We start from the raw sequence: 14,218 nt of genomic DNA, 5'->3' as shown, positions 1-14,218 counted from the left end.
TATCGGTCCACGATTCTGATCGGCTTCTGAGTACCTGTCGGACACGCCCCAACGAAGCCGACCCGCGCCGGGGCCGTGCCGCGCATCCGTGGGCGGACCATGGCCGGCCGTTGAGGACAGCAATTGGAGTTCCAGGTGCTGGGCCCGGTCGCCGCAACCGTGGGCGATCATCAGGTGGACATGGGGCCGCCGAGACAGCGGTGCGTCCTGGCCGTGCTGCTGGTCGAGGCGGGCTCGGTCGTCCCGGCCGAGCAGCTGATCGACCGGGTCTGGGGCACTCGCCGCCGGGTGCGGCCCGCAGCACCCTGTACAGCTATGTGACCCGCCTCCGCGGTGTCCTCCAGTCGCAGCGCGCCGAGGCGGACGATGTCGCGCTCGTCCGCCAGGCGGGCGGCTATCTCCTGCGGGTCGCGCCCGAAAGGGTCGACCTGCACCGCTTTCGCCGGCTGGTGAAGGAGGGGCATGCCGCCGGCGACGAGAGCGGCAGCGTGCTGTTGCGGCAGGCGCTCGCGCTCTGGCAGGGGGACTCGCTCACCGGCGTGTCCGGGATATGGGCCGAGCGGACCCGCGCGCAGCTGGACGACGAGCGGGTCATGGCACACCTGCTGTACCAGGACCTGCAGCTGGATCGGGGACGGCATGAGGATCTGCTGCCGGACCTGCGCGATCTCGTCGCGAGCCACCCCTTCGACGAGCGACTGGTGGCCCGGCTGATGACGGTGCTGGATCGCAGCGGTCGACAGGCGGACGCGCTGCGACTGTACGAGCAGGTACGCTCCCAGCTCGCCGAGCAGCTCGGCGTCGATCCCGGTCCGGAGCTGCGGGCACGCCATCTGGAACTGCTGTCCTCGCCGCCCGTGTCCGTCGCCGTCGCGCCACCGGTGCCGCGCCAGCTGCCGATGTCGCCCGCGGGGTTCGAGGGCCGGGCCCGCGAGCTGGCCGAGCTGGACCGCATTGACGACGAGACCCGGGAGGCGGTCATCACCGTCGTCGGGACGGGCGGTGCCGGAAAGACCTGCCTGGTGCTGCACTGGGCCAACCAGCGCCTGGACCGGTTCCCCGACGGGCAGCTGTACGCCAACCTGCGGGGCTTCAGCCCGACACGTGAGCACCTGTCCCCGTCCGCCGTGCTGCGGAACTTCCTCGAGTCCCTCGGCGTCGAGCCCACGGCCGTTCCGTCCGACGACAACGCCCGGGCGGCCCTCTACCGGTCGCTCGTGGCGGGCAGGCGCATGCTCATCGTCCTGGACGACGTCCGGGACGGGGACGCCGTGACGTCGCTGCTGCCCGGCGGCCCGGCCTGCACGGTCCTGGTGACCAGCCGCAACCAGCTCACCGGGCTGGCGGTCACCCACGGGGCCCGCACCCTGACCGTGGACATGCTCTCGCGCGAGGAGGCGCGCGGCATGTTCATCGGCAGGATCGGCGCCGTGCGCGCGGCCGCCGAGAAGGACACCGTGTCGGCCCTGCTGGAACACTGCGGGGGCCTGCCGTTGGCTCTGGGCATCCTGGCCGCCCGGGCCACGGTGCACCCGCAGTTCCCGCTCGCGTTGCTCGCGGAGGAGCTGAACGAGGAGTGCGGCCGGCTGGACGCGCTGAACGCCGGTGCCTCCGGCGCCGACGTACGCGCCGTCTTCGCCGCGTCCTATCGCGCCCTGCCCGCGTTTGCCGCGCGCGCCTTCACACTGCTGGGACTGGCCCCCGGATCGAGCATCGGCCTGCCGGCGGTGGCCGCGCTCCTCGGGCTGCCGATTCCGGGCGCCCGCACCGTGCTGCGCGCCCTCGAAATGGCCCACCTGGTCCAGCAATACGCTCCCTTGAGGTACCGCATGCACGACCTCGTTCGCCTCTACGCGATGGAGGTCGCCGAGCGCGACCTGCCGGCGGACGGGCGGGACGCGGCCATGCGTCGCCTGGTCGGGTTCTACCTGCGCGGTTCGTACGCCGCCGACCGCCTGCTGTATCCCCATCGCTTGACCATCGACCTGAAGTCCCCTTCGGACGATGGCGCTGCGCTCCCGGCGGTGACGAATCGGGCGGAGGCGCTGGCCTGGTTCGCCGCCGAGTACTCCGCCCTGCTCGCCACGCTTCGGTTCTGCGCGGCACACGCCTGGGATGCCACGACCTGGCAGTTGGCCTGGACGCTGGACACGTACTGCTGGCGGCAGTGCCGCCTCGCGGGCGGCGTCGAGATCTGGGAGGCCGGATTCGAGGCCGCGGAGCGAGTGGCGGACCCGACGCCCCGCGCCATAGCGCGCTGGCGCCTGGCGTACGCCCGCGCGCACGCCGGTGAACGAGACGGCGTTCTCGACCAGCTGCGCGAGTCGCTGGTGCTGTTCGAGGAGACGGGCGACACCGCCTCACAGGGCCAGGTGCACCAGTCGCTCGGCTGGTTCCTCTCCCGCCGGGGCGAGCCCGAGATGGCGCTGCACCACACCGAGCGCGCCCTGGCGATGTACCAGGACGTCGGCAACCCGACCTGGGAGGCCAATGCGCTCAACGGGGTGGCCTGGTGTCTGGCCCAGCTCGATCAGGACGAGAAGGCACTGCTCCACGGCGAGCAGGCCCTTGAGCTGTTCCGCAAGAACGAGGACGGTGACGGGGAGGCCGCCGCCCTGGACAGTCTGGGCTACATCGCCCACCACATGGGACGGCACCGCGAGGCGATCGCCTACTATCGCTCGGCCACTCGGCTGCGCAATGTGGTCGGCAACGCCACCCAGGAGCCGGACACGTTGGTCCGGATCGGAGACTCGCACGCGGCCCTAGGCGAGATGTTCCAGGCCCGGGAGGCTTGGGAGCGTGCGGCGCTGCTCTACCGGGGCAACACCGGGCGAGCGACGCCGAGCGGGCCGAGGCCAGGATCGACGCCGCACGCGATTGACCCGGGTCAGAGCGTTGCGGGGGCAGTGACGGTGACCTCGCGTACGCGGATCAGTGGCGAGCGGAGCAACCACACGATGCCCAGCACGGCGCCGACTGTGCCGATCCACAGAGACGGGCGGAGCCCGATGGTCGTGCCGAGCCAACCACCGGTGAGGGCGCCGAGCGGGCGGACGCCGTAGTTCGTGGTCTGCCAGGCGCCGGACACCCGGGCGCGCAGCCGTTCCGGGATGAGGGCGACCTTGAACGCGTTGGCGGCTATGTCAAGGATCATGACCCCGCACGACGAGAGGAACTGCGCGAGGAAGAGCATCGCGAGAATCAACGGCCGCGGTCCGGCGGCGGCTGGGACAAGCACCAGGGGCACGGTGTATCCGAGGAACCCCAGGGCCGTCGCACGCCCGATGCCGAGCCGGGCGACCACCCGGCCGGCGCCGAACGCGCCGAACAGCCCGCCGACGGCTCCCGCGCCGATGACCAGGCCGAGCGTGCTGGCGCCGACGCCGAGCTCCCGCGTCACGTAGAGCATGAACAGCGCCTGGAAGATGAAGTTGCAGAAGTTCATCGACGCGACTGTGGCGAGAAGAGAGCGGATGCCGGGGGTGCCGATGATCCACGCCGCCCCGGCGAAGAAGTGCCTCTGTTCCCGTGCGGGCGGTCGCGGTTCGACCGCCGACACGCGCCAGAGCTGCGTTGCCGACACGAGATAGCTCAGCGCATCCGCGAGCAGAGCCACCGGGGCCGCCGCGAGCTGCACCAGGAGGCCACCCACGCCAGGCCCGGCCACGACCGCTAGGGCGCGGCTGCCGTTGAGCAGCGAGCTGCCGAGCACGTAGCGGTCGGCCGGAACCAGCGAAGCGAAGACGGTGTTCTCGCAGACGTCGAAGAGCACGTCCAGCATGCCGATCGCGAAGGCCGCGACGACCAGGTGACCGAAGGTGAGCAGGTCGAGGTAGTAGGCGACCGGAAGGGAGATCAGGGCCAGGAATCGGCCGAGATCTGTACCGATCATGATATGGCGCCGGCTTGCTCGGCCGTCGGCCCACGCGCCCAGCGGCATCGAGAACAGCAGCGCCGGCAACAGCGCGGCCGCGGTGAGCCATCCCATGTCCGTCGCGTCCGCTTGCAGGGCAAGGACGGCGGCGAGCGGGATCACCACGCGCGATACTTCGTCGCCGAGTTGGGAGACGCCTTGCCCTATCCAGTACCGCCTGAACTGTCGATCGGCGAGCAGGTGGGGCGGGCCGAGCGCTGGGCTCACGCGATCCCTCTCTCAGCTCCCGCGGCTCGTCGGCGGCCGTTCCGGAGGGCGGGCCCCGCCACCAGACGTGCCCCGTCCCGGCTGATGGCCCGCCGCACGTCCGTGCGGTACGGGCGCCAAGCCTCGCGCCACGGCCTGCACTCCACCCTGGAATCGGGTGCTTGCCCCAGATACCGCAGCAGTTCGGCTACCCGCCGGTTGAACGTGCGGGGCGACATGTTGAGTCGCCGGCTGGCCGTGACGTCGAGGGTTCCGGCCAGCAACTCCCGGAGCACCGGCATGAGGTGAGCGGGGGAGCCTCGCGGGTGGGTTCCTGCCCGCCTCTCCAACCGTCCGTGTTGCTGCTAATAGTCATCTGTTCACTCCTCACACGCTGCCCTAAGCGAACCGGGAGCCGGCGACAAGTTCCAATGTGTCAACGTGATCACGGCGAAAACCTTGAAAGATCCTTGACTCGCCGCCCGCGTCGTTCAAGGGCGAATGTTTAGCCGGGCGTGTCGCGCCGGAGGAACGTTTCCCGGTTCGGGTTGCCAGCCGCGGTGCTTGGTACTTGACAGGCGACGACCGCCGGAGGTCAGCGATTGGCGGACGGCGGCGCGATCGTCCGGCCGAGCCGTGTCCATCGCATGTTTGGGTTCGGCAGCCTTGTTGAGCGGTGTCGTCGGCCGAGGTTGCTTCGTTACGCCGACCCGGTGGCCCAGTCTGGTGCAGGCGTCGCGGCATGTCGTGCCCAGGCTGTGTCTTGGAGGTCGGCGGCGAAGCGGCGGGCCACGTTGGTGAGGTGGTGTTCGCGGTCTGGTCGCGCCAGCAGCCCCACCATGGCCCGCCACGCCCTCGGTCTAGCCCGCAGCGAGTTCAACGCTTACCTCGATGGCAGCGACCGCGCGTACCCCAACCCCACGACGCGTCGGGGCACGCCGTGGCAGGATCGATCCCCGTTGGATCTATGGCTCACCGCCACGACGGTGACCGCCGCATCTAGAGACGTTTTGGGTTTGGGGTCAGGCGGCGTTGTGGTTTGTCCGAGCAGATATGCCCCGGCCCGCGTCACCTGCGGGCCGCATGCTCCCGCGGGCACCGCGCAGGTCGGCGGCTCGCTGGCGCTCGCCGAAACCCCCGACCAGCGCTGCCAGCCCCGCCGCACAAGACCCAAGGACAACGACCGAGCCCCGCCCGGGGACGGTGGTGTGCGTCGCGGTCTTTGCTCTGCTTCCGTTCTAGAGACTAGTTTTAGGCCCCATACCTGAGAGGCATATTTATGACTGTGAGGTATGGGGCCCAGAAACCAACCTGCCCTGTGACGGCGTCACGGGCTGTGAGGTCCATCTCGGGGATGGTTGTGGACCGCGCAGGATGCGGCCGCGGGAGCGACGGCCCGGACCGCGACGAGCGCCGCGGCAGCTCAGAACTCGATCCTGATTCTGAACCTGACCCCGAAAGGTCTCTAGTCAGGGGCAACATCCTGCGCATACCCGACATGCGATCTCGACACGCGAACGTCAGAAGGGCGGCGCACCGACCCGCTCCGCCCCTACGGTTGGTTTGAACGGCTGTTCCGTGTGGACCATCTAGGGCCACCCGGTCTGCCTCATCCCAAAGAAGTGACAACACCGGAGCCCAAGTGCCGTCGCGCGGCCTCCGTCCCCTCCCGGCCCAGCCGCCGGGCAGCTCTGGCAGGATGGAATAGACACCACTGCGGTGGCCAGGCCCGGAAATCCTCCTCGACGCTCGCCGCCGCCTCCCCGTCCGATGTACGCGCCCAGGCTGGCGTCGAGCAACTCAGCGACGCACTCACCGAGCAGCTCAGCTGATCACAGCCGGGGGAGTGATGCAACGACCTCTTTACGCGGCCGGTTTATGCTTGCAGTGACCTGGGCACACGTGCGTGAGCATGCCGCTGGGCCACCGGAGTACCCCCTGGGGGTCAAGGGGTCGTCGGTTCAAATCCGGCCGTCCCGACTTTGTGAAAGGCCAGCTCAGCTGGCCTTCTTTATTGGGTCGGCGAGACGCCTCGATATCAACGCAGACCGCCCACTCCCGCCCGCCACGGACATCCCGAACGAGAGGTCGTCGCCGCCTGCGCCGGCACGGACCTGCTCGTGCTGGCCCGGGACGGCGACCGCAGCCGGCTCGGTCCGCGCAGCCTCGGCCCGCACACCCGGTTCGTGATCGACCACGCGCCCTGCGGCGTCCTGCTGGTCTGGCCCGATCAGCCGCCAGACCTCGCCACCCTGCCACCTCGGCCGGGTCCGCGGCACGGCGGCTAACGGCTCGTCCCGGACCGATAGGCTGTTGGCGGCGTGCCGGGGCCGACCCGCGCCGTGGGAGGTCAGTGTGTCGGTCACCCAGGTCGTCAAGGTCGAGAGTGGATTCGGGTACGGCCTGATCGGCGCGGATCTGCACGTCTTCGCGGACCGCGGTCCGGTGTACGTCCTCACCTGTCACCAGCCGGCGCCCCCGTCGGATCCCGCCTGGCTGCCCGAGCAGCCCAGCCGGCTGCTCAACGCCCGGCATCGGATCGTGCCGTTCCGCGGGCGCGACGACGAACTGGCCCGGCTGAGCCGGTGGCGTGACGGCCGCGGGATGTCCGCGATGTGGCTGCATGGGGCGGGCGGAGCGGGAAAGACGCGGCTGGCCGCCGAGTTCGCGGACCTGAGCGCCGCCGCCGGGTGGAAGGTGGTGGATACCCGGCACGGGCCGGGTACGGTGATCCCGCCGCCCGGGAGCCAGGACCTGACCCTGGATGGCGCGGCCGGCCTGCTGATGGTCGTGGACTACGCCGACCGGTGGCCGTTGACTCACCTGGCCTGGTTGATGAGCAACGCGATCCTGCACCGGGGCGTGCCGACGCGGCTGCTCCTGCTGGCCCGCTCCGCGTACGCCTGGCAGGCGGTGCGATCCTCGGTGGAGGAGCTCGACGGCTCCGTCCATGATCTGCCGCTCGGGCCGCTGCCGGCCGACCGGGAGCGCATGTTCCTGGCGGCCCGCGACGCCTTCGCCGGCCGGTACGGCATCGCGCCGGAGACCGTCGCCGTGCCGGCACGGCTCAACGATCCCGAGTTCGGGTTGACTCTCACCGTGCACATGGCGGCGTTGGTCGCCGTGGACGCCGGCGCCCGGCAGGGTGGCACAGCCGGCGACGCCGCGGCCGGCGACCCGGCCGCGCTGTCGGCGTACCTGCTCGATCGCGAGCACCGGCACTGGACCCGGCTGCACGAGTCCAGAGTGGACGGTCTGGAGTTCGGCACCGCGCCGTCGGAGATGACCCGGCTGGTGTTCACCGCCGCGCTCACCGGCGCCACGGCGTACGACAGCGGGGTCCAGATCCTTCGCTCGCTCGACCTGCCCGGCCACCCGGACGCCCTGCTGGCCGACCACGCGCGCTGCTACCCCGCGACCGAGCCCGCCACCGTGCTGGAACCGCTGTACCCGGACCGGCTGGCCGAGGACTTCCTGGCGCTGACGCTCCCGGGCCACCCGGCGCACGGGTACCAGTCGAGACCGTGGGCGCCGTCCACCATGGCGACGCTCGTACACGGTGGTGCGACGACGTACGCCGGCCGGGCGCTGACGTTCCTGGCAGCGGCGGCCGCGCCCGGGCGTTGGCCGCATGTGGCCGAGCACCTCGCCGTGGTGCTGCGCGACGCGCCGGAGCTGGCGCTGACCGGCGGCAGCGCCACCCTCGGCGCACTGGCCGACATCGACGATCTCGACCCTGCTGTGCTGGCCGCGCTCGACCCGCTGCTGCCCGAACGCGCCCAGGCCGACCTGGACCTGGGCCTCGCGGCGATCGCGCGGCGCCGCGCCGACCAGGCGACCGCGTCGGGCATGACCGGCGAGCCGCTCGCCGCCCTGTTCGTGACGCTTGCCCGCCGGTACGTCAACGCCGGCCTGTTCGAGCCGGCGCTGGATGCGGCGACGCGGGTCACGGCGCTGGTCGACGGGCGCGGTGCGGTGGCGGCCGCCGGCGCGTACGAGCGGAGCCGGGCGCTCAGCGGGCTCGGCCGGCGGGTCGAGGCGGAGGCGGCCGTCGCGCAGGCCGTGGACATCTACCGCGACCTGGCCGACCGGGACGGCGACGTCCACAGACCACGGTTGGCCGACGCGCTGCACCTGCTGGGCCGGGAGTCCACCCGACCGGAGCCGACCAGGATGGCACAGGCGCTCGCCCAGACCGAGGAGGCCGTGGCCATCTACCGCGGGCTCGTCGAGGCGGACCAGCGGCGGTACCTCCCGGACCTGGCGAGCGCGCTCAACAGCCTGACCATCCGGCTGCTGGAGATCGGCAGGCGGGACGAGTGCCTCGCCGCGGCTCTGGAGGCCGTGGCGATCCGGCGCGGGCTCGCCGAGCGGGATCCCGACACGTTCCTGCAGGACCTCGCCACGTCCCTGAACAACCTCGGAAACGCCTACGCGGCGAAGGGCAACCACTACGAGGCTCTGGCGGTCAGCCGGGACGCGGTGGGCATCCGCCGCCGGCTCACCGAGACCAACCCGTACGCGTACGAGCAGGCGCTGGCCTTGGCCCTGAACAACCTCGGCATGCGGCTGCACACGCTGGGCCACGCCGGCGAGGCGGTCACGGTGCTGCGGGAGGCCGAGGCCAGGCTGCGCGACCTGATGGGGACGAATCCGGCGGCCAACCGCCAGTTCCTCGGCCTGGTCCTGGTCAACCTGGCCAGCGCGTTGCCGCCCACCCAGCCGGAGCAGACTCTCGCGTTCACCGCCGAGGCCGCCGAGGTCTTTCGGTGGCTGGCCGCGGACCGGCCCGACACCTACCTCGGCGGGCTGGCCAAGGCGCTCAACAACCATAGTGCCGCCCTGTCGGCCGTGGGCCAGAACCGCAAGGCGCTGGCTGTCATCGAGGAGGCGGTCGCGCTCCGGCGCCCGCTGGCCGAGACCGACCCCTCGTGGTTGCCCGACCTGGCGGCGTCGTTGGAGAACCACGCCACGACCCTGCAGAACCTCGGCCGCGCCCGCCAGGCGCCGGCTCCACAGCGCGAAGCGGCCTCGATCCGGGACCGGCTGGCCGACGCGGATGACCCGATCGCCAAGGCCGGGGCGACCGTTGCCGCGCTGCGGCAGGGCGGCAACCCGGCGGATCTCGCCGCAGCCCTGGCGAACCTCGGCAGCATCCTGGCGCGGAGCGACCCCGTGGCGGCCGAGGACCCCCTCGACGAGGCGTCCCGCATCTACCGGACGCTCGCCGAGACCGAACCGGAACTGTACGAGCCACGGCTCGCGGGCGTCCTGAACAACGAGGCGGCGAACTACCTCGGGCTGGGGCAGGCCGCCACGGCCGTCTACGTCGCCGAGACGCTGGTGGCGCTGCTGCGGCGCCTGACCGAGCGCGCACCGGCCTTCTACCAACCGGCGCTCGCCCGAGCCCTCTCCGTGCAGGCCGCGGCGCAGGGCCAGAGCGGCGACTTCGCCGCGGGCGAGCAGAGCGTGCGGGAGGCCATCGCGCAGTACAAGCAACTCGTCCAGCAGGCACCGTACGTCTTCAAAGCGGAGCTGAAAACGGTCCGATTGCTGGAGAGCCAGCTGCATCTGGCGCCCGTGGTACAGGCCAAGGTGCGCAAGCGATTCAGCCGCTACGGCCTGCGTCCGTCCATCATGGACCGGTTGGGGCTGACGTCCGGTCCGGTCATGGTCGTCGTCACGATCCTGGTGGGCCTCGTGATTGCCGTGGTCGTCGCCGTGGTGTTCGTCGTGGCCCTTCCCTGGACTGTCGTACGCCTGATCCTGCGCCGCATCCGCGGTGGAACGACCGGTTAGCCGGTCCACCGGGTGCGCAGGTCGGCGACCATCGCCTGTGCCTGCCGTAGGCCATCGCTGTGGGCCGCCGGCGACTGCCGCGCGAGATCGCGGTAGACCTCGACCGACTCGGTGCCGGCACCGAGCGCGGCCTCGTGACGACCCATGGTCCACAAGGTGATACACAGATTGATCAGCGAGGTCGCGAGGCCGGATGCGAACCTGGCATGGCCGGCCCCTGCCAGCCGCCGGTAGATGTGGACCGCCTCCTCGATGCTCGTCAATGCCTCGTCCGGCCGACTGAAGGCCATCAGGTCGGCGGTGAGGTTGGTCAGCGAGGCCGCGAGCTCCGGCTCGAAGACCGCTGGGCTCTCGGCGGCCAGCCGCCTGCGGATCGTGACCGCCTCTTGGGTCGCGGCCAGCGCCTCGCTGTGCCTGCCGGCGAAGGCGAGCACCAGACCGAGGTTCGTCAGCGCGGCGGACAGACCGGCAGCGGCGGCGGCCGGAGAGATCTCGGCTTGCTGGCGGCAGGCGGCGACGGCCTCGGACGCCAGGTCGAGCGCGTCCTCGACCTCCCCGAGCCCGGACAGCATGCCGCTGAGGTTGGTCAGCGCGGCGGCGAAGTCCGAGGCGCTGGCGGTCCGGCCCTCGGCGGCCAGCTCCCGGTGGATCTCGACGGCCTCCTCTGTCACCTCCAGCGCGTCCCGCCGCTCCCCCAGTCCCCACAGAAGGGTGCCCTGGTTGGTCAGGGCGTTCGCGAGGTCGGCCGAGAAGGCGCCCGGGTTGTCCTCGGCGAGCGTCCGGCGGATCTCGACGGCCTCGTCGGAGGCGGCCAAGCCTTCCCCGACGCGTCCCGCGGACAGCAGCCGCTTGCCCAGATGATCCAGCGACGTGGCCAGGCCCGGCCGGTGGGCGGCCGGGTTGCCCGCCGCCAGCCGCCGGCGGATCTCGACCGCCTCCTCGGTGACGGCCAGCGCCGCTTCCTGCTGCCCGATGTCGGACAGCTGCTTTCCGAGGTTGGAGAGGGACAGGGCCAGGTTGGCTTCGAGACCGGTGTTGCCCTGGGCGAGCAGCCGGTAGATCTCGACCGCCTCGTTGGTCGTCTCCCATGCCTGGTCCCGCTCTCCCATACCGGACAGCGCGTTGCCAAGGTTGGTCAAGGCCGTCGCCAGGTCGACCTCGAACGCGGCCTTGTTCGCCGCGGCCAGCCCTCGGCAGATCGTGACCGCCTCCTCGGCCGCGGCGACCGCGTCCTCGTGGCGCCCGATCTTCGTCAGCAGGACGCTGTGGTTCGACAGGGCGCGGGCGAGATCGGGCCCGAAGGCGGCCGGGGCCGCCGCGACCAGGTCCCGGTGGGCGGCCACCGCGTCCTCGGCCAGCGCCAGCGCCTCGTCCAGCCGCCCGACGTCGATCAGCCGTACCCGGAGGTTGTCCAGCGACCCGGCGGCGTGTTCCTCGTCGTCGGTGGCGTCCGGTTGACTGCGTATCCGGACGGCCTCCTCGGCCGCCTCGACGGCCCGTTCCCGCAGACCGGCCGCCGCCAGAGCGATGCTGAGGTTGTGCAGCGACGTGGCAAGCTCCGGCCCGGACGCGGCCGGGGTCCGCGCCGCCAGCCGCCGCTGGATCGCGACCGCCTCGGTGGCCGCGTCGAGCGCCTCTTCCCAGCGCCCGAGCCGGGCCAGGGCACCGCCCAGGATGGTCAGCGAGCCGGCGAGGTCGGGCTCGAGTCCGGTCCCGCCGCCCTCCACCAGTTGCCGAGCGACGGCGACCGCCGCTTGGATCGCGTCCAGCGCCTCCGGGTCCCGGCCCGCGTTGGACAGCAGGATGCTCAGATCCCACTGGATGCGCAGCCGGTCCACGGGGTCCGGGTCGCAGCCGAGTCGCTCGGCGGCGAGCCGGGAGGCGACCGCGGCGATGCCCGCGTCCAGGTCGACGTCTCGGGTCTCGGGCAGCAGGGACTCGATGGCCTCCAGCAATTCCATGGGCATGGTGGGCAGTTGGGCGAGGCTCGTCAGAGCGGCACCGCCGGCGGACACCGCGTGCCGGGGGTTGTCGAGCAGCAGCGGGTAGAGGTGCGCGGCGCCGACGTGCGGCCAGCGGCCAGCCGCGGCCGCCAGGAAGGTGATCGCCCGGGGTAGGTGCCCGGGCGGCGAGCCACCGGCGAGGACGTCGGTGGTCGCGGTGGCGGCCCACGGGTCGGCCGGATGACCGTCCAGGTCGTGGCCGGGCAGCATCAGCGCGAGGAAGTCCTCCGCCAGCCGGTCCGGGTAGAGCGGCTCGAGTACGGCGCCCTGGCGCGGGTCGATCGGCGGGTAGCAGATGGCGTGGTCGCTGAGGAGCCGTTCGGGCCGCACCTCCAGGTCGAGGCGACCCAGGATCGACTGTCCTTCGCGGTGCGGCATCGAGCCGGTCAGCACGGCGACCTGGACCGCCCGCGCCATGACGCTGGGCGGGGTCCGGAAGTCCGACCCGTGCGCGCTGTTGGCGTACAGCTTGGCCCAGTGCTCACGCTCCCGGTCCAGCAGGTACGCGGTGAGCCCCACGATGTCGGCGGGATAGGGCCGGCTGTTCGCCGCGGCGTCGACGCGGACCAAGGCGGCGAGGTGGATGGCGAGCGTCAGGCCGTACTCCGGGTCGTCCAGCAGACCGGGCGGAAGGGCTCGCGCGGGTTGGCCGTTCCCGTACCGGGCCGCGAAGGCGTCCAGCGCGACCGTGTACATCCGTTCGCGTTCGCCCTCGACCCGCGGCAGCGTTCGCAGTGCCTGGTCAGTGGTGTCGGCCTGATGCCGGTGCAGATCGGCCCGCAGCAGCGGCCACGGGTCGACGCTGCGGGCGACGAGGAGCAACCGGGTCGGTACGGGCTGGTGCAGCAGGACGTTGCTGAAGAGCCAGGCCAGGTCGGAGCGGGGCCATCGATCCGCGTAGTCGACGAGCACCAGCAGGCCCGCCGCGTCACCGAGCCGCAGGTCCTCGCTGCCGGGTGGCGACCAGATCGTGCCGGCCCCGTGGACCGCGGTGACGACCTTCCAGCCAGCCGCGGCGGATCGCCGCGCGAACTCGTTGGTGAGCCGGGTCTTGCCCTGCCCGCCGGCGGCGTGCAGCCATCGGGCCGTCAACCGAGGCCCGGTCGCCCGCCAGTCCGACAGCTGCGCCAGCTCGGCGTCGCGGCCGGTGAAGTCGACCACGGCGTAGCGGGCGTCGAGCAGGCGACTCGGCTGTGCGAGCAGCCACGCGGTGTCCGGGGTCGGGGCGGGACGGTGGGCCTGGAGCAGGTAGACCGGACCGCGGTCGGCGAACACGTGCAGATCCGCGCCGATCACGCCGTAGCCGAAGCCGCTCTCGACGCGCACCTCTTGCCGTACGCCGGGACCGCTCATTCGGGACTGCTCGGGCGCTCCTGCCCGGCGGGCGGCGGGGCCTCGTGATAGAAGACGTTGCCTCCTTGCACGGCGAACAGGCGCGAGTTGTCGCGAGCGATGTTCGTCTGCACCCACTGCTGATGCTGGGCCGGCAACGCCGCCTGGATGGCCGTGGTGAGGTCCACGAGCGCGGTCTCGAGCTCCGGATGCTCCTCCAACAGCTGGGTCAGCTGCAGCTGCCACACCGGTGCCAGCGCCTGGCGGGCCTGCTCCGGGTCGTGCGCCCGCTCGACCAGCGCGACGTTGGCGTCCAACTGAGCCTCGATCGCGTCCCGCCGCCCGGGGCCGACATGCTTGAGCAGCCTGCTCACGCCGGCCCGGGTCACCGTCCACGCGTCCGTGGCCATCGCGCCCACCAGGGCCGTGCCACCGCTGGCCGCCAACGCGGCAAGCGCCTCCGACAGCATCCATGCCCCCTTTTCTCGCCAGTCCAGCGTGGACCATGACTCACCCGGACGCTGTCGGGTCGGCTACACGCCGGGCCGCTGGAGCGGAGGAGGCGTGTACCACCCAGCCGGCAGGGCACGGTTTGCACGCCGGCTTCCGTCTCGCCACGCTGGATGGCCTCCAGTAGCAGCGCGCCCGCGCTCCGGCCCACCTGTTGGAGGTTGAGGTCGACGCTGGTGAGCGCGGGGCGGCAGCCCTCCGCGGTGGGCAGCCAGTTGTCCACGCCGACGCGCGCGATGTCCTCGGGCACGCGCCGGCATCGCGCAACGCGACGACCTCCAGCCGGCCGCTGGTCAACGGCAGCGTGCAGCTTCGGCTCGCCTGGCCTGGTCCGTCGGACTCGACGTGTTTGCCCGTGCCGGCCAGCGGCGGGTTCGTCGTCTTCAACGGTGAAGCGTCGAGGGCCTGGCAAAGGTTGGCGACCGGCCGGTAGGGCCCGTCCGGGGTACGG

At 71.8% G+C, this 14,218-nt stretch carries 7 protein-coding genes and 1 pseudogene; 4 read left to right on the top strand and 4 right to left on the bottom strand.

The genetic code is table 11. The annotated features are described in order from the left end of the window. Positions 1-123 precede the first annotated feature (123 nt). Complete coding sequence (locus Prum_RS05275; protein WP_173074443.1) at positions 124-321, top strand: AfsR/SARP family transcriptional regulator; 198 nt, start codon at positions 124-126, stop codon at positions 319-321. Continuing rightward, positions 318-2,687, top strand: a pseudogene (locus Prum_RS49260) (AfsR/SARP family transcriptional regulator); the annotation flags it as partial. The gene Prum_RS05275 and the pseudogene Prum_RS49260, both read left to right, overlap by 4 nt. Positions 2,688-2,890: 203 nt before the next feature. On the opposite strand, the gene Prum_RS50915 reads toward Prum_RS49260, so the two are convergent. Next, positions 2,891-4,144 (bottom strand): MFS transporter, encoded by a 1,254-nt coding sequence (locus tag Prum_RS50915; RefSeq protein ID WP_173074442.1) that lies wholly within the window; start codon positions 4,142-4,144, stop codon positions 2,891-2,893. Positions 4,145-6,243: 2,099 nt separating this feature from the next. Here Prum_RS50915 and Prum_RS05265 point away from each other — a divergent pair. Next, positions 6,244-6,411: a universal stress protein gene (locus Prum_RS05265; protein WP_246277659.1), complete on the top strand. Its 168-nt coding sequence runs from the start codon at positions 6,244-6,246 to the stop codon at positions 6,409-6,411. 67 nt (positions 6,412-6,478) lie between these two features. Further along, complete coding sequence (locus Prum_RS05260; RefSeq protein ID WP_173074440.1) at positions 6,479-9,922, top strand: tetratricopeptide repeat protein; 3,444 nt, start codon at positions 6,479-6,481, stop codon at positions 9,920-9,922. On the opposite strand, the gene Prum_RS05255 is transcribed toward Prum_RS05260, so the two are convergent. Genes Prum_RS05255 through Prum_RS05245 form a run of 3 tightly spaced genes read right to left on the bottom strand, consistent with a single transcriptional unit; the run spans position 9,919 to position 14,179 of the window. After that, on the bottom strand, positions 9,919-13,278 hold the full coding sequence (locus Prum_RS05255) for a tetratricopeptide repeat protein (protein ID WP_173074438.1): 3,360 nt from the start codon (positions 13,276-13,278) through the stop codon (positions 9,919-9,921). The genes Prum_RS05260 and Prum_RS05255 overlap by 4 nt on opposite strands. Then, positions 13,275-13,727, bottom strand: coding sequence for a hypothetical protein (locus tag Prum_RS05250; RefSeq protein WP_173072715.1), 453 nt, complete (start codon positions 13,725-13,727; stop codon positions 13,275-13,277). Before Prum_RS05250 ends, Prum_RS05255 begins: the two co-directional genes overlap by 4 nt. Continuing rightward, positions 13,643-14,179, bottom strand: coding sequence for a substrate-binding domain-containing protein (locus tag Prum_RS05245; RefSeq protein WP_173074436.1), 537 nt, complete (start codon positions 14,177-14,179; stop codon positions 13,643-13,645). Before Prum_RS05245 ends, Prum_RS05250 begins: the two co-directional genes overlap by 85 nt. Between the last annotated feature and the right edge of the window lie 39 nt (positions 14,180-14,218).

The organism is Phytohabitans rumicis (genome assembly GCF_011764445.1).
Classification (GTDB): Bacteria; Actinomycetota; Actinomycetes; order Mycobacteriales; family Micromonosporaceae; genus Phytohabitans; species Phytohabitans rumicis.
This window is presented reverse-complemented; position numbering and strand designations above follow the sequence as displayed.